This window comes from Baekduia alba (assembly GCF_028416635.1).
Taxonomy (GTDB): Bacteria; Actinomycetota; Thermoleophilia; order Solirubrobacterales; family Solirubrobacteraceae; genus Baekduia; species Baekduia alba.
In genome coordinates this window covers 569259-594901 of the sequence record NZ_CP114013.1, presented here as the reverse complement: position 1 = coordinate 594901, position 25643 = coordinate 569259, and the positions used below count along the sequence as shown (strand labels likewise).

The window sequence follows — 25643 nt, the reverse complement described above, 5'->3', positions numbered from 1 at the left end:
ACTGCCGCTCACCGTAGCTCGCACCGGATGCCGGTGCGGGGCTCAGCGCTCGATTGCGCCGGTTTGCACAGCTTCGAACGCGGATCCTGACACTTGGCCGAGCGCGTGCAGGTCGTCGTCGTCCCAGCGGCGGTCCGGCGCGCCGGTGATGTACCAGGGCGAGCCGTTGTCGGCGACGATCATCCCGTAGCGCTTGAGCGCCGAGAGGATCACGCGCGCCTGGCCGTGGAAGCGGCTCGTGTCGAAGCTGGCCTTCAGCCGCAGCCGCAGGCCCATGGGCGGCAGGTCGGGGTTGCTGGACGGCGACGCGTAGTGGCGCGCGGGCGAGATGTAGGCCTTCTGCGTCCGCGGGACCGTGACGCGCAGCGCGTGCGTGATCTCCCCGTTGCCCACCGCCTCGTCGGCGCGCGCGAGCCCGGGGAAGATCGGCAGGCCGGCGGCGTCGGCCGACGTCCACCGCGCCGGGCGCAGCGCGCCCGTCCGCAGGTCGAAGCGCGCGCCAGCCGCCGCGTTCCAGCCGCGGCCCGCGCGATGCGCGCCGAACAGCTCGTACAACTTGCACGTGCCGCGCTGGAGGACGACGACATGCCGGTCCGAGCCGGCCTCGACCGGCGCGGTCAGCGGCACCGGGTACGGGCCCTTGTCGCTCGACGCGCCGTAGGCGGTGAAGTGGATCGGGACCGGCTTCTGGGTCTCGGGCACCACGCGGAACGGGATCCCGTAGGTCGTGGACGCGAAGTCGGGATGCAGGCCGGCGCGCAGCCCGATGGACTTCACGTAGGCGGCGGAGCGCGGCGCGACCGGCGCGTGGGAGATGTCCTGGTTCCACGGGTTGGAGGCCGGGAAGACGGGACAGCCGGCGACGATCGACGCGGCGGCCACGGCGAGGACGGGCAGCATGCGCGAGACCGTATCCGGACGACCGGTGCGGCGCCGCGGCGCGGCGCCGCTGGCCGAAGCGGCGCGCGCGCTGACGCACCGGCGCGGCGCGTCGCCGATACTGGGGCTCGGATGGCGTCGCACCGCGCCCTCACCTGCGCCCTCGTCGCCTGCCTCGCCGCGGGCGTCGCGGCGTGCGGCTCGAGCACGTCGTCCTCGGGCGCCGTGCAGGCCTGGAACGTCGACGACCCCTACCTGCCGCCGCCGGATCCCACCGGCGCCAAGCGCACCGCGACGACCGAGTCGGCGACGCCCGCCGCCGCGACCAAGGACGCGCTGCCCGAGGCGCCCGCCGTGGCCGGCGGCGCGCCGACCGACGCGCAGGTCCAGGCCGACCTCGAGCAGGCCTACGGCGGCAAGGGCGGCGCCAACCTCGACCAGGCCGCGCTCGGCGCCGGCGGCCTGGCGATCGTGCCCGACACCGCGCCGCGCAAGTTGGTGGCCTTGATGCACGCCGCCAACGACGTCGCCCGCAAGCCCTACGTCTACGGCGGCGGTCACGGCCGCAACGCCGGCGAGATCTGGGCAGACTCGGCCTACGACTGCTCCGGCAGCGTGTCCTACGCGCTCGCGGCCGCCGGCTACCTCAAGGGGCCGGAGACGTCGGGCACGTTGATGTCCTTCGGCAAGCCCGGCCCCGGCAAGTGGGTGACGATCTACGCCAACGCCGGCCACGCGTTCATGGTCGTCGCGGGCCTGCGCTTCGACACCTCGGGCCGGCAGGTCACCGGCACGCGCTGGCAGGACGCGAAGGCCCGCTCATACGCGGGCTTCACCGTCCGCCACCCCGTCGACCTCTGACCGCGCGGCAACCGCCGGCCGCGGGGAGCGCAGCGCCCGGCGCAGCCGCACGGTCGAGCCGTGCGGCGCGAGCTCCAGCGTCACCTCGTCGGCCAGCGCGCGCATCAGCTCGATGCCGCGCCCGCGGTCTGGATCCGACGGCGCGCGGTCGCGCGAGCCCGCGTCGCGGACGGTGATCGAGACCTCGCCGTGCTGGTCGACCTCGAGGTCCACGCCGACGGTCGTGCGGGCAAAGCCGGTCCCGTGCTCCAGCGCGTTCTGCCACGCCTCGTTCGCCGCCATCACGAGGTCGTGGACCTCGTCGCCCTCGGCGCCCGCCTCGCGCAGCCAGCGCGCGAGCAGGCGGCGCAGCGACACGAGCGCGTCGAGGTCGGGCGAGAGCTTCAGCCGGGCGACCGGCCCGAGCAGCGGCTCGCCGCGGACCACGACGAGCGTGACGTCGTCGTCGGCGCCCTCGGCGTCGGTGGCCTCCAGCGCCGCGGCGACCATCTCCTCCGGCTCGCCGCCGCGCGCGACCGCGTCGCGCAGGCGCGCCAGCCCCGCGTCCAGCCGCTCGCCGCGCCGCTCGACCAGCCCGTCGGTGTAGAGCAGCGCGGTCATGCCCGGCGCGAGCGTCGCGACGCGCTCCTCGTAGCGCCATGTGTCCAGCACGCCCAGCGGCGGCCCCGCGCCCTCGAAGACGCGCGTCGTCCCGTCCTGCTCGACGACCAGCGGCGGCGGGTGCCCGGCGTTCACGAAGCGCAGCGTCCCGGAGTCGATCTCCAGGATCGCGAACAACATGGTGGTCATGAGGTCGGCGCCCAACGCGGCGTGATAGCCGTTCATCCGCTCGACCAGCCCGACCGTCCCGTGGCCCTCCAGCGCGTAGGCGCGCGCGACCGAGCGCAGCTCGCCCATCCGCGCCGCCGCGTCCACGCCGTGACCCGCGACGTCGCCGACGACGATGCCGAGCCGGCCGCCCGGCAGCGCGATCGCGTCGTACCAGTCGCCGCCCACGCGGGTCCCGCCGGCGCCGGGCGAGATGTGCGCCGCCATCGTCACGCCGACGACGCTCGGCAGCCGCTCGGGCAGCAGCGCGCGCTGCAGCGTCGCGGCGATGCGCCGGTCGCGCTCGTCGGCCAGCTGCACCAGCAGCTGCTGCGGCGCGCCGTGGACGTCGCGCACGGCGGTCACGCTGATCGCGACCGGCCACGGCTGCCCGTCCATCCCGGCGACGTGCGCGGTGAACGGCTCGCCGCCGTCGCCATGCGTCGAGGCGGCCTGGAGACGCTCGTTCAGCTGCGGGCGGTCGCGTTCGATCAGGACCTCCTGGATCGGCGCCCGCGCGAGCATCGCGGTCGGACGGCCCGTTAGGACCTCCAGCGCCGGGTTGACCTCCAGGGCCAAGCCCTCCAGGTCGCACAGCGCCATCCCCGACGGCGACGCCGCGAACGCGTTGCGCACCAGCTCGTCGCTGCGCGCGAGCTGGCGGCGGTGCTTGTCGAGGTCGGCGAAGACCTTCACCTTGGACCGCAGCACCAGCGGGTCGAACGGCTTGAGGAGGAAGTCGACCGCGCCCGCCTCGTAGCCGGCGAAGACCTCGGAGACGTCGCTCTCGGCGGCGGTCAGGAAGATGATCGGGACGTCGCGCGAGCGCTCGCGGGCCTTGATGAGCTCCGCGGTCTCCAGGCCGTCCATGCCGGGCATCTGGACGTCGAGCAGGATGACCGCGAAGTCGTCGACCAGCACCTCGCGCAGGGCCTGCTCGCCGGAGTCGGCCTCGACGACGTCGACGCGCAGCGGCTCCAGGACGGCCTGGAGCGCGATCCGGTTCTCACGCCGGTCGTCGACGAGCAGGACGCGTGCGGGATCGACCTCGACCATCGGCTCAGCGATGCAGCCAGACGCGCATCAGGGACAGGAGCTGCTCCACGTCGACGGGCTTGGTGACGTAGTCGCTGGCCCCCGCGCTGATCGACTTGTCGCGGTCGCCCTTCATGGCCTTGGCGGTGAGCTGGATGATGGGCAGCGCGTCGAAGCGCGGCATGGCGCGGATCGCGCGGGCGGTCTCGTAGCCGTCCATCTCGGGCATCATGACGTCGAGGAGCACGAGGTCGGTATCGGGCTGCTCGCGCAGCCGCTCGATCCCTTCGCGCCCGTTCTCGGCGAATGCCACCTTCATGCCGCGCGACTCGAGCGCGCTGGCCAGCGCGAAGACGTTGCGGATGTCGTCGTCGACGATCAGCACGCGCTTGCCGTGGAAGACCTGGTCGGCCGTCCGCAGCTTGGCCAGGAGCTTGCGCGTCGGCTGCGGCAGCTGGGTCTCCAGCCGGTGCAGGTACAGCGCGGTCTCGTCGATCAGCCGGTCCGGCGACGACGCCGTGGCGACGACCGAGCGCGACGAGGCGCCCTCCAGCGCGACGCGCTCCTCCGGCGCCAGCGCGTCGGGCACGTGCAGCACCAGCGGCAGCTCGCGCATCGCCGCGTCGCCCTCCAGGGCGATCAGCACGTCCAGCGGCCACTTCGCGCCCGGCCGGACGACGAGCACCGCGCAGTCGACGCTGTCGGTGCGCAGCCGCTCGGGCGCGCCGTCGGGGCCGAGGACCATCACGTCGACGTCGTCGCCGGCGCCGAGCAGCTCCAGCGTGTCGACGTCCAGGCCGTCGCCCTCCTGGACGATCGCCAGCCGCTTGACCGAGCGCGTGTTGAGCCGGTCCAGCGCGTCGAGCGCCGCCAGCGCGGCGGTGCCACCGCCCGCGCCCTCCGCGGTCGCCTCGTCCACGTAGGCCGCCGCGCCGGCGCGCAGCGCGCTCAACCGGCCGCCGGCCGGGCCCGCCACGACCACCGGGCGGTGCCGCGTCTCGGGGTGGGACTTGAGCTGGGCCAGCAGCCGCTCGCCGCGGCCGTCGCCGGCGAAGACCAGCACCGCGTCGGGCCGGTACTCGCGGGCGAGCGCGAGGCCGAGCGGCGTGCGCCGCGCGACCAGGCCCTTCAGCCCGTGCTCGCGCGCGACGGCGAGCGCGCCCTGGGCGTGGCCGGCGTCGTGGGCGATGACCAGCAGGACGCGGTCGCCGGGCGCGATCGAGCCGCGGTCGTCCTCGACGCCGTCGTAGGGCAGCATCGCCGCCAACTCGGAGGGCGCCGCGGGCGGCGCGGCCAGCGGCGGCTCGGAGACCGGCGCCTCGAGCTGCGTCCCGTCGCCCGTGCGGTGCGCGAGCGGCAGGACGAGCGTGAAGCACGAGCCGTCGCCGACGCCCGACGTCACGCGGATCTCGCCGCCGAGCAGGCGCGAGATCTCGCGGCTGATCGACAGGCCCAGGCCGGTGCCGCCGTACTTGCGCGACGTCGTGCCGTCCGCCTGCTGGAAGGACTCGAAGATCGACGCGAGCTTGTCGGCCGCGATCCCGACGCCGGTGTCGGCCACGCCGAAGGAGATCCGCTCGGCGGCGTCGCGCGCCACGGTCAGCTTGACCGTGCCGTTGGGCGTGAACTTGAAGGCGTTGGACAGCAGGTTGCGCAGCACCTGCTGCAGCCGCTGCTCGTCGGTGACGATCGACGCCGGCAGCGCGTCGTCGACCACGATCGTGAACTCCAGGCCCTTCTCCTCGGCCACCGGCCGGAACGAGCGCTCGACGTCCTCGCAGACGTCGGCCAGCGCCACCGGCCCGAGGTCGAGCTCCATCTTGCCGGCCTCGACCTTGGACAGGTCGAGGATGTCGTTGATCAGCGCGAGCAGGTCGTTGCCGGCCGAGTGGATGGTGGTGGCGAACTCGACCTGCTGGGGCGAGAGGTTGCCGTCGCCGTTGTCGGCCAGCAGCCGCGACAGGATCAGCAGCGAGTTCAGCGGCGTGCGCAGCTCGTGCGACATGTTGGCCAGGAACTCGGACTTGTACTTGGAGGACAGCGCGAGCTGGGTCGCCTTCTCCTCCAGGCCGGCGCGCGCCGACTCGATCTCCACGTTCTTGGCCTGCAGCTCGCGGGCCAGCGACTGCGACTGCGCGAGCAGCTGCTCGGTGCGCATGTTCGCGCGGATCGTGCTGAGCACCACGCCGATCGTCTCGGTGATCTGCTCCAGGAACGCGCGGTTGATCTCGCTGATCGTCTGCAGCGACGCCAGCTCGATGACGCCGAGCACCTGCTCCTCGAAGACGACGGGCAACACGATGATGTTGCGCGGCGGCGCCTCACCCAAGCCGGAGGCGACCTTGATGTAGTCCTTGGGAACGTCCTCGATGATGATGGACTTGCCCTCGACGGCCGCCTGCCCGACGAGGCCCTGGCCGAGCGCGAAGCGCTCGCGGCCCGCCGGCCCGTCGGACTCCACGCCGTAGGACGCGACGAGCCGCAGGTCCTGGTCGCGGTCGTCGCCCTCGACGAGGAAGAACGCGCCGTGCTGCGAGGTCACCAGCGGCGTGAGCTCGCTCATGATCAGGCGCGTGACCTGGGTCAGGTCGCCCTGCCCCTGGAGCATGCCGCCCATCCGCGCGAGGTTCGTCTTCAGCCAGTCCTGCTCGACGTTGATCTGCGTCGTCTCGCGCAGGTTGGCGATCATCTGGTTGATGTTGTCCTTCAGCTCGGCGACCTCGCCCTGGGCCTCGACGGTGATCGACCGCGTCAGGTCGCCCTGGGTCACCGCGGTGGACACCTCGGCGATCGCGCGCAGCTGGGTGGTCAGCGTCGACGCGAGCTGGTTGACGTTCTCGGTCAGGTCGCGCCACGTACCCGAGACGCCGCGGACTTCTGCCTGACCCCCGAGCGAGCCGTCGGTGCCGACCTCGCGCGCCACGCGCGTGACCTCGTCGGCGAACGAGCCGAGCTGGTCGACCATGGTGTTGATGGTGTCCTTGAGCTCGAGGATCTCGCCGCGCGCGTCGACGGTGATCTTCTGCGACAGGTCGCCCTGGGCCACCGCCGTCGTCACCTGGGCGATGTTGCGCACCTGGCCGGTCAGGTTGTCGGCCATCGAGTTCACCGACTCGGTCAGCGACCGCCACGTCCCTGACACGCCCTCGACCTGCGCCTGGCCGCCGAGCTTGCCGTCGGTGCCCACCTCCCGCGCGACGCGCGTGACCTCGGCCGCGAACGAGCGCAGCTGGTCGACCATCGCGTTCACGGTCTCGGCCAGCGCCGCGACCTCGCCCTTGGCCTCGACGGTGATCTTCTTGGACAGGTCGCCGTTGGCCACCGCCGTGGTCACCGTCGCGATGCCGCGCACCTGCTCGGTGAGGTTGGCCGCCATCGAGTTCACCGACTCGGTCAGCGACCGCCACGTGCCCGAGACGTCCTCGACCTCGGCCTGGCCGCCGAGGCGGCCGTCCGTGCCGACCTCCTTCGCGACTCGCGTCACCTCGGCCGCGAACGAGCGCAGCTGGTCGACCATCGTGTTGATGGTGTCCTTGAGCTCGAGGATCTCGCCGCGGGCGTCGACCGTGATCTTCTTGGACAGGTCGCCCTGGGCCACCGCCGTCGTCACCTGCGCGATGTTGCGCACCTGGTGGGTCAAGTTGTCAGCCATGAAGTTCACGTTCTCGGTCAGGTCGCGCCACGTGCCCGAGACGCCCTTGACCTCGGCCTGGCCGCCGAGCTTGCCCTCGGTGCCGACCTCGCGCGCCACGCGCGTGACCTCGTCGGCGAAGGACGACAGCTGGTCGACCATCGTGTTCACGGTGCGCTTCAGCTCGAGCACCTCGCCCTTGACGTCGACCGTGACCTCCTGGGTCAGGTCACCCTTGGCGACCGCGGTCGTCACGCGCGCGATGTCGCGGACCTGGTCGGTCAGGTTGCGCGCCATGACGTTCACCGAGTCGGTGAGGTCCTTCCACGTGCCCGCGACGCCCGGCACGACGGCCTGGCCACCCAGGCGGCCCTCGGTTCCGGTCTCGCGCGCCACGCGCGTCACCTCGTCGGCGAACGACCGCAGCTGGTCGACCATCGTGTTGATGGTGTCCTTCAGCAGCAGGATCTCCCCGCGCGCGTCGACCTCGATCTTCTGCGACAGGTCGCCCTGGGCGACCGCGGTCGTGACGAGCGCGATGTTGCGGACCTGACCCGTCAGGTTCTCCGCCATCGAGTTCACCGACTCGGTCAGGTCCTTCCAGGTGCCCGACACGCCCGGCACCTGGGCCTGGCCGCCCAGCTTGCCCTCGGTGCCGACCTCGCGCGCCACGCGCGTGACCTGCTCGGCGAAGACCGACAGCGTGTCGGTCATCGCGTTGATCGTGTCGGCGAGCGCCGCGACCTCGCCCTTGGCATCGACGGTGATCTTCTGGGTCAGGTCGCCCTTGGCGACCGCGCCCGCGACCTGGGCGATGCCGCGCACCTGGTCGGTCAGGTTGCGCGCCATGAAGTTGACGTTCTCGGTCAGGTCGCGCCACGTGCCGGACACGCCGCGCACCTCGGCCTGACCGCCGAGCTTGCCGTCGGTGCCGACCTCGCGCGCCACGCGCGTGACCTCGTCGGCGAAGCCCCCGAGCTGGTCGACCATCGTGTTGATGGTGTCCTTGAGCTCGAGGATCTCGCCCCGGGCGTCCACCGTGATCTTCTGGGTCAGGTCGCCCTGGGCGACCGCGGTCGTGACCTGCGCGATGTTGCGGACCTGGCCGGTGAGGTTCGCGGCCATCGAGTTGACCGACTCCGTGAGGTCGGCCCATGTGCCCGAGACGCCGGGGACCGCCGCCTGGCCGCCGAGCTTGCCGTCGGTGCCGACCTCGCGCGCCACGCGCGTCACCTCGGAGGCGAACGACGACAGCTGGTCGACCATCGCGTTCACCGTCGTGCCGATGCGGGCGAACTCGCCCTTGACCGGCTGGCCGTCGATCTCCATCGCCATCTTCTGGCTCAGGTCGCCCTCGGCCACCGCGACGATCACGCGCGCGACCTCGGTCGTCGGCCGCACGAGGTCGTCGATCAGGCCGTTGACGATCGTCATCCGCTCGAGGTGGTCGCCCTTGGCGCCCTCGGTCCGGGCGCGCTCGGTCATCCGGCCCTCGCGGCCGATCTGGCGGGCGATGCGCGCCAGCTCGGCGGTCTGGGCCTGGCTCTGCTCGGCGAGGCGGTTGAACGACGCCTCGATCTCGCCCATCAGGCCCTTGCGGCGGGCGGGCAGGCGCTTGGAGAAGTCGCCGTCGGCCGCGGCGTCGAGCGCCTGCACGAGCCTCCGCAGCGCTGCGGGGTCGAGCTCGCCCTGCTCGTCGTCGCTCTTCTTGCGTGAGCGGCCCTCGTCGGCAGCCAGGGTTCCGGCCATCGATCCTCCTTGGGATGGTGTGACCGAGCGGACGGGTGGGTCCGATCCGCACGGCCTTCGGCCGCTACCCACTATGTCGGAGCGTCAAACGGCGTGCATCGGTCCTGTGCGCAGGCCGGCAGATATTCGGTTGTTCGGGCGGGCGCCCGGGCGCTAGCGCTTCTGCTCGAGCTCCGCGAGGCGGCGCTGGGCGTCCTCGGCCTTCTCGCCGTGGCGGGCGGCCGCGCCCTGGGCGCGCTGGAAGCGGGACTCGGCCGTGTCGGCGGCCTCGGCGTGCTCGGCGGCCTCGCGCTCGTGGCGGCGGGCCTGCTCCTCGTGCTGCTCGGCGGCGGCACGGTGCTCGCGCGCCTGGTCCGCCACACCGCCGGCGCGCGAGACGATGGCGTCCTGCTCCTGGCGGTGGCCGGACAGCTCGCCGGCGATGACCTGGCGCTCGCGCTCGACCCGTGCACGCTCGGCGGCGCGCCGGCGAGAGAGCAGGCCCGCGCCGATGGCGACGACGACGAGGAGCACGACGATGATGAGGATCGCGACCATGATGGGTCCTTGGTACCCAGGTCGCGGGCCGGTCTATCGGATGGCGTGCTCGGCGTCCGGGTCGAAGAAGTGCAGGCGCTCGACGTCGATCAACGCGCGCACGCGCTCGCCCGCGCGCACGGGAGCGCCGGGGGGCAGGCGCAGCGTCATGCGCGAGAGCGCCGCCGGGACGACCTCCTCGGCCAGCTCCTCCTGATCGGCGGTGAGCACGACCGGCGCGTCGATGTCGGCGTGGACGAGCAGATCGGAGCCCAGCGCCTCGGTCAGCACGACGTCGAGCTCGAGCGTCCGGCCCGCGACGGGCCCGTTGGGCGACTGCGCGACGCTCTCGGGCCGGATGCCGACGACGACCTCGCGGCCGTCGTAGGCGCGCAGGCCCGGGCGCCGGACGCGGACCGCGTCGGTGAGGCGCAGGCGCTGGCTGCCGATGACGACGTCGTCGCCCACGATGCGCGCTCGGACCAGGTTCATCGCCGGCGAACCCATGAAGCCGGCGACGAACAGGTCGGCCGGCGCGTCGTAGAGCTCCTCGGGCGGCCCGCATTGCGCGAGCCGGCCGTCGCGCATCACCGCGACGCGGTCGCCCATCGTCATGGCCTCGGTCTGGTCGTGGGTGACGTAGACGGTCGTCGTCCCGAGGTCCTGGTGCAGGCGCGCGAGGTAGGCGCGCATCTCGACGCGCAGCTTGGCGTCGAGGTTGGAGAGCGGCTCGTCCATCAGGAACGCCGCGGGGTCGCGGACGATCGCGCGGCCCAGCGCGACGCGCTGGCGCTGGCCGCCCGACAGCTGCTTGGGGCGGCGCTCGAGCAGGCCGGTGATCCCGAGCTTCTCGGCGGCGTCGGCGACGCGACGGCCGATCTCGCGCTTCGGCGCGCCCTGCATCTTCAGCGCGAAGCCCATGTTCTCGGCCACGGTCATGTGCGGGTACAACGCGTAGGACTGGAAGACCATCGCCAGGTCGCGGTCCTTGGGCTCCATGTCGTCGACGACGCGGTCGCCGATCCGGATCGAGCCGCCCGTGGACTCCTCGAGCCCCGCGAGCATCCGCAGCGCCGTCGACTTGCCCGAGCCCGACGGGCCGACCAGCACCATGAACTCGCCGTCGCGGATCTCGAGGTCCAGCGCCTCGACCGCGGTCGTCCCGTCGTCGAACGTCTTGGTGACGCCCGCGAACCCGATGCTCGCCATGGCTCGCTCAGTCCTTCCGTGCGCGGTCGATGTAGTCGCGATAGAACAGCGCGCTGGCCTTGGGCGTGCGCGCCTGCGTGTCGAAGTCGACGTGGACGATCCCGAAGCGCTGGTCGTAGCCCTCTTCCCACTCGAAGTTGTCGAGCAGCGACCACACGTAGTACCGGCGGATGTCGGAGCCGTCGGCGATCGCCTGGCCGAGGGCCTCGAGATGGCCGGCGAGGTAGGCGCGGCGGTCGGGGTCGTCGACCGCGCCGGCGACGACCGGGCCGTCCTCGAAGGCCGAGCCGTTCTCGGTGATCATGATCGGCAGCCGCGTGTACTCGCGCACGCGGCCGAGGATCCGTCGCAGGCCGGCGGGCTCGATCTCCCAGCCCATGCCGGTGGTCGGGCCGACGGACTCGGCGTCGGCGACGTGCAGCGGGGAGACCGCGCTCGGCGCGACGCGCATCGGGTTGTAGTAGTTGACGCCGAGGAAGTCGATCGGGGCCTGGATCGTCTGGAGGTCGCCGTCCTGGATCGCGTCCAGCGGGCCGACCTCGCGCTCGTAGCGCTCGACCATGTCCTCCGGGTAGGCCCCGCGGAACACCGGGTCCAGGAACCAGCGGTTGACGTAGCCGTCGCGGATCGTCGCGGCCGCGCGGTGGGCGTCGTCGTCGACGGCCGGCACGACCGGGAAGAGGTTGAGCGCGAGCCCCACCTCGGCCGTGTCGGGCAGCACCGACCGCAGCGCCGCGGTCGCCAGGCCGTGGCTGTAGAGCAGGTGGTGGCTGACGCGCAGCGCCGTCGACCAGTCGCGGATCCCCGGCGCCTTGGTGCCGTAGGCGTGGCCGAGGAACGCGGTGACCCACGGCTCGTTGTGCGTGATCCAGCCGCCGACGACGTCGCCGAGCTCGGCGCCGACGACGCGCGCGTAGTCGGCGAAGCGCAGCGCGGTGTCGCGGTTCGACCAGCCGCCCGCGTTCTGCAGGGCCTGCGGGAGGTCCCAGTGGTAGAGCGTCGCCGTCGGCTCGATGCCGCGCTCGCGCAGGCCCTCGGCCAACCGCTTGTAGAAGTCGAGGCCGCGCCGGTTGACGGTGCCGTTGCCCGTGGGCAGGATCCGCGGCCACGCGATCGAGAACCGGTAGGACTCGACGTTGAGCGAGGCCATCAGGTCGAGGTCGGCGCGCCAGCGCCGGTAGTGGTCGCACGCGACGTCGCCGGTGTCGCCGTTGGCGATCGCGCCCGGCGTGTGGGCGAAGCGATCCCAGATCGACTCGCCGCGCCCGTCGGCCAGCGTCGAGCCTTCGATCTGGTAGGCCGCGGTCGCGACGCCGAAGCGGAAGCCCGGCGGCGGCGTGAACGGCGGCGCGAGCGCGAGGGCGTCGCGGGCGTCGGTGGCGCTCATCCCTTCACCGCCCCGGCGGTCAGGCCCTGCACCAGCCACCGCTGCGTGGCGAAGAAGGCGAGCATGACGGGGATCGTGGACACGACGCCGGCAGCCATGAGCTGTGCGTACTCCTCGCTGTAGTTCCCAATGAAGTTGTGGATCCCGACAGGGATCGTCTCGGCCCGGTTGGCGGTGAGCGCGGTGACGAACAGCAGCTCGTCCCAGGCCAGGAGGAAGGCGTACACGAACGTCGCGACCAGGCCGGGCGCGGCGCTCGGCAGGACGATGCGCCAGAACGCGCCGAAGCGCGTGCAGCCGTCGACCATCGCGGCCTCCTCCAGCTCCGGCGGGATCGCCAGGAAGAAGTACCGCATGAACCAGATCGCGACCGGCGTGAAGAACGCGGTGTAGATGAGGATCATGCCGATGTGCGTGTCGAACAGGTGGATCGGCGTGTTCTGCTTGAGCCAGATGAAGCCGAGGAAGACCGGCAGCAGGAACATCGAGCCGGGCACGAGCTGCGTCCCGACCACGCCGACGCCGAAGGCCTTCTGCCCGCGGAACGGCAGGCGCGCGAGCGCGTAGCCGGCGGAGGCCGCGAACGCGGTCGCCAGCAGCGCCGCAGCCGTGCAGATGATCAGGCTGTTGGTGAGGTACTTGCCGAAGTCCACCGACTCCCACATCTGCTTGAACGCCGACACGGTCGGGTGCAGCAGGTCGTAGTCGCCGGAGGCGAGCTGGCCGCGCGTCTGGAGGCTCGACGCGATCAGCCACAGGATCGGCGAGAGCATCACGATCAGGACCGCGTAGGTGAGGGCGTTGAGCCCCCAGTTGGTCAGGTGCTTCTTGCGGCGCGGGGTCATGACGCCTCCAGGTCGCGGCGGAAGGCCCGGAACCAGACGGCCACCCAGATCAACATCACCAACATGAGCAGGGTCGACGCCGCGGCGCCGAAGCCGATCAGGTTGTTGGAGAACGACTGGCGGACGATCAGGGTCATGATCAGGTCCGCGTCGCTGCCCGGGTTGCTCCCGAGCATCACGTAGGGGATGGTGAACTGATAGGTGCTGTAGATGACGCCGAACAGCAGCTGCACGGCGATCAGCGGGCGCAGCAGCGGCAGCGTGATGTAGCGGAACCGGCGCCACGGGCCGGCGCCGTCGATCGCGGCCGCCTCGTGCAGCTCGCGCGGCATCGTCTCCAGGCCGGCGAGGAAGATCAGCATCGCCAGCGGGATGCCGCGCCAGATCGACGGGATGATGATCGCCAGCAGCGAGTTGTGGCCGAGCAGCCACGTCGGCCGGTCGTGGAGGATCCCGGTGTAGTCGACCAGGATCTTGTTGATGATCCCGCTGTCGGACTGCCACATGAACCCCCACAGCACCGCGACGACGAAGCTCGGCACGACGTAGGGCGCGAGCATCAGCGTGCGGACGGTGCGGCGGCCTGGGAACTGCCGCGCGAGGAGGAGCGCGATGCCCAGGCCGCCGGCCAGCGTCCCTGTCACGGTCGCGGCGGTGTAGATGACGGTGTTGCGCGCGGCGTCGACGAACCCGGAGTGCAGCGGGTTGGCCGAGTCGAAGAGGATCGCGTCGTAGTTCTTGAGCCCCGTCCACGGCGCGCCGAACAGCTGGCTGAAGGTGAAGGTGTTGAGGTTCTTGAAGCTGAGCGCGATGCCGGCGGCCGACGGGATCAGGTGCACGAGCACCATGAACGTGAGCGCGGGGGCGATCAGCCAGTAGGCGAGGTGGCGGCCGGGGCGGCGGCTGCGGCGCTTGGGCGTCGCCGGCGGCGGCGGGTCGGGCGGCGCGATCTCGGTGGGTGTGAGGGAGTGGGTGCTCATGCGGCGTGAAGGGGTTGGAGGGCGCGAGACGGGTGCCAGCCTCGCGCCCTCCGGGAGTGATCGCTAGCCCGCGCTCTGCGCGAGCAGGCCGTCGGCCTCCTTGGCCGCCTTGTCGAGCCCGGACTGGATGTCCTGGTCGCTCAGCTGCCCCTTGCCGGCCGCCTCGTCGAGGATCTGGCCGAACTGGTTCTTGTAGGCGTTCTCGACCTGGGCCCACTGCGCGATCGGCGCGTAGCTGCGGCCCTGGTCCTTGATCGCCGCGTAGAACGCCTCGTGATCGGCGTCCACGGTCCCCTCCGCCTCCTGCGGCTTCAGGCGCGCCGGGAACATGCCCATCAGGTTGGCGTACTGCGCCTGGACCTTGTCGTCGGACAGGTACTTGATGAGCGCCCACGCCGCGTCCTTGTGCTGCGAGGACTTGAACACCATCAGGTTGGAGCCACCGATGAAGGTGAAGCCCTTGCTGTTGGCGCCGCCGGGCATCGGCGCGACGCCGACGTTCTTGCGGGCCGCGGCGCTCCAGGTGTCGTCGTCAGCGCGCTTGGCGGACTGCAGGACCCACGGGCCGCCGATGAAGACCGCCAGGCGGCCGCCCTTGAACTGGTCCTCGACCTGCTGGCCGTCGCGCTCGAGCATCGACTTGTCCCACAACCCGGCGCCGACGAGGTCGGTGGCGAACTTGACGCCCTGGACCGCCTGCGGCGAGTTGATGGTGGACTTCTTGTTGTCGCTGCTCAGCTCGGCGCCGCCTGAGTCCCACACCCACGGCATCAGGTTGTGGACCAGGTCATACGCCTTCTTGCCCGGGCCGCCGAACGGGGCGATGGGCTTGCCGCCGATGTCCTTGACGGCCTTGAGCTTCTCGAGCGTGGCCTTCAGCGCCTCCTGGCTGGAGAACGCCGTCTTGGGATCGACGCCCGCGGCCTGCAGCGCGTCCTTGCGGTAGTAGATCGTGCGGGCCTCGGTGAACCACGGCACGCCCCACGTGCCGTCCTGGCCCTCGACCTGGCTGGTCTTCCAGATGCCCGGCGCATACGCGGAGGCGCCGCCGATCTGGCTGACCTTGTCCTGCACGTTCTCGAACCCGCCGAGGGCGGCGAAGAACGGGACCTGCGTCGTGCCGGCCTGCGTGACGTCCGGCCCTTCGCCGGAGACGGCCGCGTTGCGGATCCGGTCCAGCTGGACGTCCCAGCCGACGAGCTCGACCTTGACCTTGATCCCGGTCTTCTGCTCGAACGGCGCGACGATGTTCTGGGTGTCGGCGACCGGCTTGGGACCGTTGTTCATGATCCAGAGCCGGACGGTCTGGCCCTTGAGGTCCTTCGCCGGCGCGGCGTTGCTGTTCGACTTGGTGTCGTTGTTGCCGGCGTCGTCGCTGCTGCTTCCGCATGCGGCGACGAAGAACGACAACACGGCGAGAGCGACCGCCATCAGGGCGGTCGTGCGGCTCTTGCGCATTCCTGGCTTCCCTCCTGCTCCCCAACAAAAGCGATGGTCTTTACAAAAACGTTTACGACCCTGCGATGGAGTGATGTTCCGGGGTGACGATCGTGGCGGCGGCCTCCTTACCGACCCGCGCTGGGCGGGGGCGCGGTAGTTCCGCGCGTCACGAGCTGGACCGGAAGGATGGTGGGCGCCGCCGGGTTGGCGTCCGCGTCGGCCGCCGGGTCGGCGTCGACGTTCATGGCCATCAGGGCGCGCGCGGCCGCGGTGCCGAGGCCGGCCTTGTCCTGGCGCAGGGTGGTCAGGCCCGGCTGGAGGTGAGCGGCCAGCAGGATGTCGTCGAAGCCGACGACGCTGAGGTCGCGTGGGACGGCGAGGCCGCGCGCGGCGGCGGCGCGGATGGCGCCGACGGCCATGAGGTCGGAGGCGGCGACGATCGCGGTGGGCGGCTCGTCGAGCTCGAGGAGCCTGGCCGCGGCCTCGTGACCCGAGTCCACGTAGAAGTCGCCCTGCGTGACGTACTCGTCGCGGAAGGCGAGGCCGGCCCGTTGGAGGCCTTGGCGGTAGCCCTTGAGGCGGTCGTTGCCGGCGAGCGTGTCTGTCGGGCCATGGACGACCGCGATGCGCCTGTGTCCCTGCTGGGCCAGGTGATCGACGGCGAGCGCGCCGCCCGCGAGGTTGTCGGAGCAGACGTAGGAGGTCGCCCGGCCGGTGAGCTGGACGTCGACGCCGATCGTCGGGATGGTCGACGCGGTGAGGCGCCGCACCTCCTCGTCGTTGTGGTCGACGCCCATCAGGATCACGCCGTCGACGTTGTGGTGCCGGCAGCGCTTGACGTAGTTGTGGCGGCCGTAGCCGTTGCCCGGCTGCTCGGTCGCGAACAGCAGCAGGTCGAAGCCCTGGGCGCCGGCCGTCTCCTGGACGCCGACGAGGACCTCGTGGAAGAAGGGGTGCTGCAGGTCCGGGTGGCCCTCGCCGGTGTCGAGGAAGACGCCGACGACGTGGCTGCGCTGCGTGACGAGCGTGCGGGCCGAGGCCGACGGCGTGTAGTCGAGCTCCTCGGCCAGGCGGACGATGCGCTCGCGGGTCCCGGGGCTCACGTCGGTGTAGCCGTTCAGCGCCCGCGACACGGTGCCGATCGACACGCCGCTGAGGCGGGCCAGCTCTCGGATGGTGGTTCGCTCGTTCGCCATGGTGGTGTGGTGGTGTGCCGGCGCTTCCGAAAACGTTTTTGGAAGCCGACCTGCGGATACTAACCACAGGCCGGGCGGTGCTGTCAAGGGTGACGTGCCACGGCGGCCAGGACGTGCTCGCGGAACGCCGCCGCCGCGGGGGTCGGCTGCTCGTGGGCGCGCCAGATCATCGCGACCGGGACGCGGAGGCGCGGGTGCAGCGGCCGGACGGCGAGCGTCGTCGGCGGTGTGGCGGCGACCACCGCCTTGGGCATCAGCGTGACGCCGAGGCCGAGGGCGACGAGCTCGCGGAGGGTGACGAGCTCGTTGACCTCGGCGATGACGTTGGGCTCGTCGACCAGGCGCTCGAGCTCGGCGCGCAGGACCGAGCCCTCGCCGTAGGCGACGAGGCGCTCGCCCGTGAGGGCGGCGTGCGGGATCCGCTTGCGCTGAGCGAGCGGATGGTCGGGCGCGAGGATCAGGACCAGCTCCTCCTCGACCAGGCGCCGGCCGGTGAGGCTGGGCGGGAGGGTCCGGACGTCGGTGAGGCTGAGCACGAGGTCGAGCCGTCCGGCGGCGAGCTCGTCGATGAGGAGCTGGGCGACATCCTCGCGGATCGTGATGTCGATGCCGGGGTGGCGTGCGCCGAACTCGGCGATCAGCCGTGCGGGATGCAGGCCCGACATCGGCGGGACGCCGCCGATCTTCAGGCTGCCGCGGACCAGGCCGTGGAGGGCGTCGAGGTCCTCGCGGATCGCGGCGGCCTCGGCGAGGGCGCGCCGGCCGCGGGCGAGGACGAGCTCGCCGGCCTCGGTCGTCTCGACCTTGCGGGTCGTGCGCTTGAGGAGCTCGACACCCAGTTCCCGCTCGAGCTTGGCGACCTGCTGGGAGAGCGCGGACTGCGCGATGTGGAGGTCGAGCGCGGCGGCCGTGAACGAGCGTGCGCGGGCGACGGCGTCGAGGTAGCGGAGCTGGCGCAGGTCCATGGGGAGTATCCATCGCGTTCGGTGATGAGTCTCGGCTGATCTTCGCATTGCGCGATCGCGATTGCGAGCGCAAGGTGAACCCATGACCACGCTCCCCCTCCCCCACCTGGCCGGCACGACCCTGCGCCCGTCCCACCCCGACGACGCTGCTGCACTGCACCGACTGGCCGCCCTCGACTCCAAACGCCTCCCCGCCGGCCCGTTCCTGCTGGCCGAGGAGGACGGGTCCCTCCGCGCGGCGCTGTCGCTGAAGACGGGCACCGTCATCGCCGACCCGTTCGCCCGGACCGAGCACCTGGTGTCCTTGCTGGCGACGCGGGCGGGCTAGGCGACGACCTGGCGCGCCGCCGACTCGACGGCGAGGTTCATCACGGCCTCCCAGCGGTCGAGGTGGTTCTCGATCCGCTGCGTCTTGGCCCAGGCCTGGGCCTGGCGGCGCATCAACCTGCGCTTGAGGCGTGAGCCGGCGAGGTCGACAAGGGTGTCTTCCCACGCGTCGTCGGCAACGATGACGCCGCCGCAATTGCGCCCGAGCGAAAGGTAGGACCCACGCGCGGAGGCCACCCATGGCACGCCCGCGGCAGCGTACTCCTTCACCTTCACGTTGGACCGCACATGACTCATCGGGTGGTCGGCGATGGGCGCGATCCCGATGTCGAACCGACCGATGTGGTCGGCGAGCCTCTCGAAAGGGACAACGCCTGCGAAGTTGTACCGCGAAGGGTCGAGGTGCAGCCGCACGCCCAACGTCTCGACACGGATGCGCTTGTCGCGCTCCATCACCCTACGGAGCATCTCAGTCAGCCTGAGCTGCTGGACATCGGCGCGATGCTCTTGGGCGGCGACCCAGCCGATGAGGATGCCGTCATGGTCGTGTCGATCCTTCGCGAACTGGAAGGGCGCGAGGTGGTTCTCGATGACCTCGATCGGGCCGTCGAACTCGTGCGCGAAGCGCTCGGCCAGCCGCGCAGTGGTCGTCGTGAGGACGTCGGCGCGCTTCATCATCTGCGCCTGGAAGCGGAACTCGCGCTGGCCGGTGAACCCGACGTACTTCTCGCGATCCGGCGTCCCGTGCGGCATGAGGCGGTGGTCGTCGTCGTTGTCGAAGACCACCGCGGTGCCCTGCCGACGGAAACGCACCAGCGCTTTTGCCAAGACGGGATTCCCAGTGCGGTACACGTGAACCACATCGCACCCTTCAAGCGGACGGGGGTCTAGCCCGCCGTCCGCCCCCTCGATCATGAACCCGACCTCGTGACCGCGCTGTTCTAGGCCGGCCAGCGGCCAGATCGCGCGGTAGTGGGCGTTGCTGACCCCGGTGTTGTAGACCGCCCCGATCTTCATCGCCCGCCGAACGTAGATCAGGCGTCGCGCAGCTACAACGTGGGCCCCTGCCAGGTGGCTCAGGCTGCGGTGGGTGGGGGCGCGTCGGGCTCGGACTCCTGCTCCGGGTCGACCTCGGCCGGGGTCACGGAGAGAGTCTGGCGTTTCGGGATGCGGGAGGCGGCGGTGTCGAGGCGTTCGCGGATGGCCTTGGCGGCCGGGCCCACGACGGCGCGTTCCGGCGCGGACATGTCGGGCCAGCGGGTGCGGAGGGTCGAGAGGTGGTCGGCGGCGCGGTCGAGCGCGTCGCGGGCGGTGTCGGGTGCGCCCTCGTCGAGGGCGTCCTCGGCGTTCGAGATCTCGTGGCCGGCGTCGGCGGCGAGCTTGAGGAGGTCGTCCATGGCGGAGGCGATGCTACGGGGCGATCTCACGCGCATGGGCTGTCGTTCGTTCCAACTTGCATGAAGGAGCACACGCTGATCGGCACGGACAACGTGCCCTACCGGACGAGAACGCCCGGGGTGCTCGGCGGCCATCGCGCCGATCGCATCTACGGGACGCTCGACTGCCCCGGCGCCGCGCGCGCCATCGCCCGCGGCGGCTACGTGGCCAACCGCGTGTTCTTCGCCGACGAGGAGACCGCCGTGGCCGCCGGCTACCGGCCGTGCGCGACGTGCCTGCCCACCGCCTACAAGACTTGGAAGGATCGCCGCGCCATGCCGCTGCACCACACCACCGTCACGACGCCCATCGGCGAGCTGCTGCTGCTCGGCGACGACGAGGCGCTCTGCGAGATCCGCTTCGACGCGACCGGGGTTCCACCCGGCTCCGAGCGTCGCGACGACGGCGTCCTCGGCGAAGCCGCCCGCCAGCTGCGCGAGTACACGACCGGTGAGCGCGAGGCCTTCGACCTGCCGCTCCGCCCGCAGTTCGGCGGCGCGTTCGAGCGCCGCGTCTGGGCCCACGTCGCCGCGATCCCCTACGGGACGACGACGACCTACGGCGAGATCGCCCACGCCCTCGCCGCGCCCGGCTCCGCCCGCGCGGTCGGCGCCGCCAACGGCCGCAACCCGATCCCGATCATCGTCGCCTGCCACCGCGTCATCGGCGCGAAGGGCGCGCTGACCGGCTACGCGGGCGGGCTGGAGAACAAGCGCCGCCTCCTGGAGCACGAGGGCGCGCTGCTGGCGGTGTGAGCGCCGGCGGAGAACGGCAGGGGTCGCCACCACGAGACGCCGACGCACCGGTGCGGGAGCGGTCGCGCAGAGGTGGCGGCCGACCGCGGCCAAGGACGCGGCGCCGTGCCGGCTGGGGTCGAGACGCGTCAACCGAGGGCGGCGGAGAGCGACGAGGGTCGCCACGCCGAGGCGACCACGCACCGGTGCGAGAGCGGCCGGGTCGCCGTGCCGAGGCCGAGGTCTGGCGAAGGAGCGTGGGTCGCGGTCTATGCTCAGGAACCTCCGTCTGATGTCGCACGTTCCGTCTCTGCCCACCCCGCCTAGAGAGCGATGGCCAATGGTCGTCGCGGTGGTTGCGCTCGCCGTGGGGTCGGTGCTGCTCGGGTTCGCGCTCTCCGGGGTGTTCGACCAGCACAGCTCGGCGGCGGCGGAGGCCGCGCCGCCGGTGGCTCCGCAGGTGGTGGTCGTCACGCCGGCGCCCGCCTCCGCCGCTCCCGCCGCCACCTCCTCCGCACCCGCCCCGGTCGCCCAGGCCCCCGCGCCGAGCGCCACGCAGAAGACCGTGGACGAGCGACGGTTCACCACCAACGACCAAGCGCACGTGCCCGCGTCGTGGGTCTCCGGCTTCTACGAGATCTACGCCCAGGCCCAGAAGACGTACGGCGTCAACTGGCTGCTGATCGCCTCGGTCCACAAGCAGGAGACGGCGTTCAGCACGCATCCGACGACCTACCACGGCCTGAACTTCGCGAACTGCTGCGCCGGGCCGATGCAGTTCAACGTCAAGAACAGCGCGGGCGGCTCGCTCTCCACGTGGGCGCGGTACAAGAACGCGGGTGCGCAGGCGCCGCGGCCGAGCAACTACCCGCACAAGACCGCGAAGCATCCGTCGGTCTACGACGACTACGACGCCATCATGGCCGCGGCCGCGCTGCTGCGGGACTCCGGCGCCGGCCGCAGGCTCGACGCCTCCGCCTGGCGCGCCGCCTACGACTACTACGGCCACGACCTGACCGGCGTCGACTACGCCAACGAGGTCCTCGCCCGGGCGATCGGCTGGGGCCAGCACGCGTTCTGCATCAACTGCACGACCGACGCCTCGCTGCAGAACGCCGTCGACGCCGCGTGGGGCGCGCCCGTCCGCGCCGAGATGACCGCGCCGCCGGCCGCCGAGGACGACGCCACCGCGCTCGCGGCGTCCAAGAAGAACACCAAGAAGCGCCAGCGCTAGCGCGTGACCAGCCGGTGCAGCGGCGCCCGCCCCCGCTTGCCCGCGTCCTCGAAGACCTCCATCGCGCGCAGGCAGTAGGCGATCCGCTGCGCGAGGATCATCCGGCACCCGACCGCGGTCGCCAGCTCCCGCGTCGTGAACGCCTCCACCGCGCCGAGCCCCTCCGGCAGCAGCGCCGCCGCATCCGCCGGCGAGGCGAGCTCGACCGAGCCGACGACCTCGTCCAGCCGCCGCTCGCCCGGATCGCGACGCCGCCGGCCGGACCGCGACCGCCCCGCCTCCGGCGCGCGCACGTGATCCTCCCGGCACAGCAGCACCTCGACCACGAGGTTGGGATGCGCGAGCAGCGACGGGAACGACACCAGGCGATCGAAGACGTCGAGCGCATTGCCCCGCAGCGGCGACCGCCGCGACGACAGCACCTCGCCGTGCTCGTCGATCCGCACGATCCGCCGCTCGGCCGGCACCGGGAACACGATCCGCATCCGGTGCCCGTCCAGCAGCGCGTCGAGCTTGTGCCCCAGCGGCGAGAACCCGCCCGTCTGGATCTCCACCAGCTCGCCGGACGCCCGCACGAGATCGATCACGAACCCTTCGACGCGGACCTCCGCGGCGTCCCCCGGACGCGCCAGCAGATCCTTCACCGCCGCATGCAGCGGCCCTTCGCGCAGGACGCCGATCCCGGACACCACCGCGGAGCCTACCTGGGACGCAACCTGCACAGACCGCGACTTCCGGTTCGTAGCGTGTTGCAACAACGATGCTCCGACGACGCCTCCTGCCCTCGCTGATCGCGGCCGGCGCCCTTCTCGTGATGGCCGCCAGCGCGCAAGCCGACTGCCCGGGCGCCTCCTCGACGACCCAGTGCCCGTACTCCGCGGTCGGCCAGAGCGGGTCCCGCGGCGGCGGCGTCCTGCGCTTCCCGCAGGCCGTCGCGGTCGGCCCCGACGGCAACGTGTACGTGACCGACCAGGGCTCGCACCTGATCCAGCAGTTCCAGCCCGACGGCACGTGGCTGCGCGACATCGGCAGCGCGGGGACACGGCCCGGGGAGCTCAGCGCGATCGGCGCGGTCGCCGTCACCGGCGACAACCAGGTCGTCGTCGCCGACGGCAGCTCCAACCGCATCGTCCGCTTCACCAACACCGGTGACCTGATCGGCTCGTGGGGCGGCTCGGGCGCCGACCTCGGCAAGTTCCACTTCGGCGCCGGCGGCGGCAACGACGCGGCGGCCGGCGGCGGCCTCGCGGCGGCCGGCTCGACGCTGTACATCGTCGACACCGGCAACGACCGCGTGGTGCGCTTCGCCGCCGACGGCAACAACGGGTCCGAGATCGTCCCGCCCGGCACCCTGCAGAACCCGCGCGGCGTCGCCGTCCGCGGCACGCGCATGCTCGTCGCCGACGACCAGCACCATCGCGTCGCCGCGTTCGACACCGGCGGCCACCTGCTCGCGTCGATCGGCCTCGGCCAGGGCGCCGGACCGGGCCAGCTCAACTTCCCCTACGGCGTCGCGATCGACCCGCAGGGCCGCGTCTTCGTCGCCGACGACATGAACCAGCGGATCGTCCGCTACTCCACGCCGGCGACCAAGTACCAGTACAAGGCCCGCTGGGGCTCCTACGGCACGGCGCCCGGCCAGCTCGCCTATCCGCGCGGCGCGGCCACCAACAACGCCGGCGAGCTGTTCGTCGCCAACACCGGCAACGACCGCGTCGACGTCTTCGACGCCTCCGGCACGCTCAAGCGCTCGTTCGGGACCTCCGGCCGCGCGACCGGCCAGTTCGACGCGCCGCTCGGCGTCGCCGCCGACGCCGCCGGGCTGCGCGCGGTGACCGACTCGGTCAACGGCCGCGTCCAGCTCCTGAACCCGGACGGCTCCGTCGCCACCGTCTGGGGCTCGCCCAACCCGGGCCCGACCGTCCTGCCCGACCCGGTCGGCGTCGCCTTCGACGGCGCCGGCAACGGCTACGTCCTGGACGCCCGCCGCAGCCGGATCGTCGTCTTCGACCGCGCCACCGCGCAGTCGCCGCGCACGATCGGCTCCGAGGGCACCGGCCCCGGCCAGCTCCAGTCGCCCCAGGCGATCGCGATCGACGGCGCCGGGAACATCGCGGTCGCCGACTACGGCAACGACCGCGTCGCGCGCTTCAGCACGGCCGGCGCCTACCTCGGCTCGTTCCCGACCGAGGCGTCGCCGCGCGGCGTCGCGGTCACGCCCGACGGCTCCAAGTTCTACGTCGCGGACTCGGCGAACCACATCCGCGTCTACGACAACGCCGGGACCGAGCTCGACGACTTCGGCGGCACCGGCTCCAAGCTCGGCAAGCTCAACGCGCCCGCGCAGATCGCCCTGGACCCGAGCGGGAACCTGTGGGTCGCCGACCGTGGCAACAACCGCGTCCAGCAGTTCGGCCCCAACGGCGAGCGCCTGCTGTCGATGGGCACGCGCGGGATCGGCGACGGCGAGTTCATCCACCCGACGGGCGTCGCGGTCGACTGCAACAACAAGCTGACGGTGACCGACAGCGAGAACAACCGCGTGTCGACCTTCCAGCTCTCCACCAACGTGGCGCCCGCCGGCTGCGGCCTGCTCGCCGCGCCCGCCGGCCCGCCGGTCCTGAAGCTCCCGACGCTGCCCGAGCCGCTCGGCCCGCAGCTGAGCGTCAAGATCCTGCGCCAGGCCGGCGTGCTGACCGCCCGCAACCTGCCGGTCCGGATCGGCTGCGACACGACGTGCGACCTGACCGCGACGGCGACGATCGTCCAGCGCGGCACGCCCAAGACCGTGGGCAAGGGCAAGAAGAAGAAGGTCGTCAAGCCGGTGTCGATCGACCTGCCGCCGATCAAGGTGAACATCCCGGCGGGCACGTCGAAGATCGTGCGCCTGACGATCACCAAGACGCAGGCGGCGAAGCTGAAGAAGGCGCTCGCCGGTCGCAAGGGCCTGGACGTCACGCTGCAGCTCGCCGCGACCGCGGCCGCCGGCCAGCCGACGAGCGAGACCGAGCGGATCCAGGCGACCGCATAGGCCGCCGCCCCTAGGACCCGAAGATCTCCCCGACGATCGCGTCGAGGGCCCCGACCACGCGGTCGGCGTCCTCGACCGTGGTCGTCGGGCCCATCAGCGCCATGTTGTGAAACGGCGTCAGCATGACGCCGCGGTTGAGCAGCGCGGCGTGGATCAGGTCGTCGAGCAGCGGGTCGATCGCGGCGTGCGCGTCGCCGCCGGTCGCGTGCGGCGCCGGCGTGTAGCCGAACTCCGCCCGCGCGCCGAGCCCGACGACGTGCCACGGCGCGCCGTGCTTGGCGAACACCGCGCGCACGCCCGCGACGTAGCGCTGGCCGGTGAACAGCATCGACGCGTACGCCTCCTCGGTCAGCACGTGCTCCAGCGTCGCGCGCGCCGCGGCGACCGACAGCGCGTTGCCGGCGAGCGTGCCGCCCACGCCGCCCCAGTCCAGGTAGTCGCCCTCGTCGTCGGCCAGGACGCGGTCGCGCAGCTCCGCGCTCAGCCCGTAGGCGCCGATCGGGACGCCGGCGCCCAGCGCCTTGCCGAGCGTCACCGCGTCGGGCGCCAGCCCCCACGCGCGCACGCAGCCGCCCGGACCCATCGACATCGTGTGGGTCTCGTCGTAGATCAGCAGCGTGCCCGTGTCGGCGCACGCCTCCTCCAACCCCTTCAAGAACCCGTCGGTGGGCAGGACCATGCCGACGTTCGTCATCGCCGGCTCGGCGAGCACGACCGCGACGTCGCGCGGCGCCAGGGCGGCGCGCACCGCGTCGAGGTCGTTGAAGGGCACCACCTTGGTCGTGAGCGCCGGATCGACCGGCGCGCCGACGTTGCCGTCGCGGGCAATGACCTTGCCTTGGTCGTCGAGCGTCGCGACCGTCTCGTCGACCGTGCCGTGGTAGGCGTGCAGGAAGATCATGATCTTGCCGCGGCGCTGCACCTGGCGGGCCATGCGCAGCGCGAAGCGGTTGGCGTCGGTCGCGCTCAGCGCGAACTGCCAGGCCGGGACGCCGAAGCGCCGGCCGAGCTCCTCCCCGACCGCGATCGCGTCCTCGGTGGGCATCATGGTGGTGATGCCGCCGCGGCCCGCGACGCGCGCGACGATCGCGTCGACCGTCGGCTGCGGCGAGTGGCCCGGCATCGAGCCGGTGTCGCCGAGCGCGACGTCGACGTACTCGTGGCCGTCGACGTCGGTCACCCGCGCGCCGCGCGCCTCGGCAAGGAACACCGGCGCGCCGCCCGCCCACTTCGCCATCCACGGCATCGGCACGCCGTGCAGCAGCGCGCCGCGCGCCCGCCGGGACAGCTCGAGCGAGCGCGGGTGCGACGCGGCGAACTCCGCGCGCTCCCGCGCCAGGAGGGCAGCGAGGCGGATGCGATCGAGGTCGGCCATCCGGC

The 25643-nt window shown here is 72.1% G+C and carries 20 protein-coding genes; 5 read left to right on the top strand and 15 right to left on the bottom strand.

The window, feature by feature from the left end:
* Window positions 1-42 precede the first annotated feature (42 nt).
* Complete coding sequence (locus tag DSM104299_RS02815; RefSeq protein WP_272475769.1) at window positions 43-900, bottom strand: hypothetical protein; 858 nt, start codon at window positions 898-900, stop codon at window positions 43-45.
* A 111-nt stretch (window positions 901-1011) separates the two neighbouring features.
* Between DSM104299_RS02815 and DSM104299_RS02810 the strand changes: the two genes are divergently transcribed.
* Window positions 1012-1740 carry an NlpC/P60 family protein gene (locus DSM104299_RS02810; RefSeq protein ID WP_272475768.1) on the top strand — a complete coding sequence of 243 codons (729 nt, stop codon included), beginning with the start codon at window positions 1012-1014 and terminating at the stop codon, window positions 1738-1740.
* Here the strand turns inward: DSM104299_RS02810 and DSM104299_RS02805 are convergent.
* The 10 genes from DSM104299_RS02805 to DSM104299_RS02760 all read right to left on the bottom strand — a co-directional run bounded on the left by DSM104299_RS02805 (window position 1699) and on the right by DSM104299_RS02760 (window position 17500).
* Window positions 1699-3603 carry a SpoIIE family protein phosphatase gene (locus DSM104299_RS02805; RefSeq protein ID WP_272475767.1) on the bottom strand — a complete coding sequence of 635 codons (1905 nt, stop codon included), beginning with the start codon at window positions 3601-3603 and terminating at the stop codon, window positions 1699-1701. The genes DSM104299_RS02810 and DSM104299_RS02805 overlap by 42 nt on opposite strands.
* A 4-nt stretch (window positions 3604-3607) precedes the next feature.
* Window positions 3608-8962, bottom strand: coding sequence for a HAMP domain-containing protein (locus DSM104299_RS02800; RefSeq protein WP_272475766.1), 5355 nt, complete (start codon window positions 8960-8962; stop codon window positions 3608-3610).
* 153 nt (window positions 8963-9115) lie between these two features.
* The gene (locus tag DSM104299_RS02795) at window positions 9116-9499 is read right to left on the bottom strand and encodes a hypothetical protein (protein WP_272475765.1); all 384 of its coding nucleotides are present in this window, start codon (window positions 9497-9499) and stop codon (window positions 9116-9118) included.
* A 33-nt stretch (window positions 9500-9532) separates the two neighbouring features.
* The gene (locus DSM104299_RS02790) at window positions 9533-10687 is read right to left on the bottom strand and encodes an ABC transporter ATP-binding protein (RefSeq protein WP_272475764.1); all 1155 of its coding nucleotides are present in this window, start codon (window positions 10685-10687) and stop codon (window positions 9533-9535) included.
* A gap of 7 nt (window positions 10688-10694) precedes the next feature.
* A complete protein-coding gene (locus tag DSM104299_RS02785) occupies window positions 10695-12074 on the bottom strand; it encodes a GH1 family beta-glucosidase (protein ID WP_272475763.1) in 1380 nt (459 codons plus the stop codon).
* Window positions 12071-12919: a carbohydrate ABC transporter permease gene (locus DSM104299_RS02780; protein ID WP_272475762.1), complete on the bottom strand. Its 849-nt coding sequence runs from the start codon at window positions 12917-12919 to the stop codon at window positions 12071-12073. The genes DSM104299_RS02785 and DSM104299_RS02780 overlap by 4 nt, the downstream gene beginning before the upstream one ends.
* A complete protein-coding gene (locus tag DSM104299_RS02775; RefSeq protein ID WP_272475761.1) occupies window positions 12916-13899 on the bottom strand; it encodes a carbohydrate ABC transporter permease in 984 nt (327 codons plus the stop codon). Before DSM104299_RS02775 ends, DSM104299_RS02780 begins: the two co-directional genes overlap by 4 nt.
* Before the next feature lie 63 nt (window positions 13900-13962).
* Window positions 13963-15357, bottom strand: coding sequence for an extracellular solute-binding protein (locus DSM104299_RS02770; RefSeq protein ID WP_272475760.1), 1395 nt, complete (start codon window positions 15355-15357; stop codon window positions 13963-13965).
* Window positions 15358-15464: 107 nt separating this feature from the next.
* On the bottom strand, window positions 15465-16535 hold the full coding sequence (locus DSM104299_RS02765) for a LacI family DNA-binding transcriptional regulator (protein ID WP_272475759.1): 1071 nt from the start codon (window positions 16533-16535) through the stop codon (window positions 15465-15467).
* 83 nt (window positions 16536-16618) lie between these two features.
* Window positions 16619-17500 carry a LysR family transcriptional regulator gene (locus DSM104299_RS02760; RefSeq protein ID WP_272475758.1) on the bottom strand — a complete coding sequence of 294 codons (882 nt, stop codon included), beginning with the start codon at window positions 17498-17500 and terminating at the stop codon, window positions 16619-16621.
* Window positions 17501-17582: 82 nt separating this feature from the next.
* On the opposite strand from DSM104299_RS02760, the gene DSM104299_RS02755 reads away from it, so the two are divergent.
* On the top strand, window positions 17583-17828 hold the full coding sequence (locus DSM104299_RS02755; protein ID WP_272475757.1) for a hypothetical protein: 246 nt from the start codon (window positions 17583-17585) through the stop codon (window positions 17826-17828).
* Here DSM104299_RS02755 and DSM104299_RS02750 read toward each other — a convergent pair.
* Together DSM104299_RS02750 and DSM104299_RS02745 are read right to left on the bottom strand one after the other, a co-directional pair.
* On the bottom strand, window positions 17825-18844 hold the full coding sequence (locus tag DSM104299_RS02750) for a glycosyltransferase family protein (protein WP_272475756.1): 1020 nt from the start codon (window positions 18842-18844) through the stop codon (window positions 17825-17827). The two genes, DSM104299_RS02755 and DSM104299_RS02750, sit on opposite strands and share 4 nt — an antisense overlap.
* A 59-nt stretch (window positions 18845-18903) precedes the next feature.
* Window positions 18904-19224 carry a hypothetical protein gene (locus DSM104299_RS02745; protein ID WP_272475755.1) on the bottom strand — a complete coding sequence of 107 codons (321 nt, stop codon included), beginning with the start codon at window positions 19222-19224 and terminating at the stop codon, window positions 18904-18906.
* 60 nt (window positions 19225-19284) lie between these two features.
* On the opposite strand from DSM104299_RS02745, the gene DSM104299_RS02740 reads away from it, so the two are divergent.
* Window positions 19285-20019: a methylated-DNA--[protein]-cysteine S-methyltransferase gene (locus DSM104299_RS02740; protein ID WP_272475754.1), complete on the top strand. Its 735-nt coding sequence runs from the start codon at window positions 19285-19287 to the stop codon at window positions 20017-20019.
* Window positions 20020-20338: 319 nt separating this feature from the next.
* Window positions 20339-21232 carry a hypothetical protein gene (locus tag DSM104299_RS02735; protein ID WP_272475753.1) on the top strand — a complete coding sequence of 298 codons (894 nt, stop codon included), beginning with the start codon at window positions 20339-20341 and terminating at the stop codon, window positions 21230-21232.
* Here the strand turns inward: DSM104299_RS02735 and DSM104299_RS02730 are convergent.
* Window positions 21229-21921 carry a DUF8091 domain-containing protein gene (locus DSM104299_RS02730; protein ID WP_272475752.1) on the bottom strand — a complete coding sequence of 231 codons (693 nt, stop codon included), beginning with the start codon at window positions 21919-21921 and terminating at the stop codon, window positions 21229-21231. The genes DSM104299_RS02735 and DSM104299_RS02730 overlap by 4 nt on opposite strands.
* Window positions 21922-21992: 71 nt before the next feature.
* Between DSM104299_RS02730 and DSM104299_RS02725 the strand changes: the two genes are divergently transcribed.
* Complete coding sequence (locus tag DSM104299_RS02725; RefSeq protein WP_272475751.1) at window positions 21993-24263, top strand: NHL repeat-containing protein; 2271 nt, start codon at window positions 21993-21995, stop codon at window positions 24261-24263.
* Between the two features lie 10 nt (window positions 24264-24273).
* On the opposite strand, the gene DSM104299_RS02720 is transcribed toward DSM104299_RS02725, so the two are convergent.
* Window positions 24274-25638 carry a transaminase gene (locus tag DSM104299_RS02720; protein ID WP_272475750.1) on the bottom strand — a complete coding sequence of 455 codons (1365 nt, stop codon included), beginning with the start codon at window positions 25636-25638 and terminating at the stop codon, window positions 24274-24276.
* Between the last annotated feature and the right edge of the window lie 5 nt (window positions 25639-25643).

Coding starts and splice junctions, on each gene's coding strand:
- DSM104299_RS02815 (WP_272475769.1), bottom strand. CDS start 900: ATGCTGCCCGTCCTCGCCGTGGCCGCCGCGTCGATCGTCGCCGGCTGT.
- DSM104299_RS02810 (WP_272475768.1), top strand. CDS start 1,012: ATGGCGTCGCACCGCGCCCTCACCTGCGCCCTCGTCGCCTGCCTCGCC.
- DSM104299_RS02805 (WP_272475767.1), bottom strand. CDS start 3,603: ATGGTCGAGGTCGATCCCGCACGCGTCCTGCTCGTCGACGACCGGCGT.
- DSM104299_RS02800 (WP_272475766.1), bottom strand. CDS start 8,962: ATGGCCGGAACCCTGGCTGCCGACGAGGGCCGCTCACGCAAGAAGAGC.
- DSM104299_RS02795 (WP_272475765.1), bottom strand. CDS start 9,499: ATGGTCGCGATCCTCATCATCGTCGTGCTCCTCGTCGTCGTCGCCATC.
- DSM104299_RS02790 (WP_272475764.1), bottom strand. CDS start 10,687: ATGGCGAGCATCGGGTTCGCGGGCGTCACCAAGACGTTCGACGACGGG.
- DSM104299_RS02785 (WP_272475763.1), bottom strand. CDS start 12,074: ATGAGCGCCACCGACGCCCGCGACGCCCTCGCGCTCGCGCCGCCGTTC.
- DSM104299_RS02780 (WP_272475762.1), bottom strand. CDS start 12,919: ATGACCCCGCGCCGCAAGAAGCACCTGACCAACTGGGGGCTCAACGCC.
- DSM104299_RS02775 (WP_272475761.1), bottom strand. CDS start 13,899: ATGAGCACCCACTCCCTCACACCCACCGAGATCGCGCCGCCCGACCCG.
- DSM104299_RS02770 (WP_272475760.1), bottom strand. CDS start 15,357: ATGCGCAAGAGCCGCACGACCGCCCTGATGGCGGTCGCTCTCGCCGTG.
- DSM104299_RS02765 (WP_272475759.1), bottom strand. CDS start 16,535: ATGGCGAACGAGCGAACCACCATCCGAGAGCTGGCCCGCCTCAGCGGC.
- DSM104299_RS02760 (WP_272475758.1), bottom strand. CDS start 17,500: ATGGACCTGCGCCAGCTCCGCTACCTCGACGCCGTCGCCCGCGCACGC.
- DSM104299_RS02755 (WP_272475757.1), top strand. CDS start 17,583: ATGACCACGCTCCCCCTCCCCCACCTGGCCGGCACGACCCTGCGCCCG.
- DSM104299_RS02750 (WP_272475756.1), bottom strand. CDS start 18,844: ATGAAGATCGGGGCGGTCTACAACACCGGGGTCAGCAACGCCCACTAC.
- DSM104299_RS02745 (WP_272475755.1), bottom strand. CDS start 19,224: ATGGACGACCTCCTCAAGCTCGCCGCCGACGCCGGCCACGAGATCTCG.
- DSM104299_RS02740 (WP_272475754.1), top strand. CDS start 19,285: ATGAAGGAGCACACGCTGATCGGCACGGACAACGTGCCCTACCGGACG.
- DSM104299_RS02735 (WP_272475753.1), top strand. CDS start 20,339: ATGGTCGTCGCGGTGGTTGCGCTCGCCGTGGGGTCGGTGCTGCTCGGG.
- DSM104299_RS02725 (WP_272475751.1), top strand. CDS start 21,993: ATGCTCCGACGACGCCTCCTGCCCTCGCTGATCGCGGCCGGCGCCCTT.
- DSM104299_RS02720 (WP_272475750.1), bottom strand. CDS start 25,638: ATGGCCGACCTCGATCGCATCCGCCTCGCTGCCCTCCTGGCGCGGGAG.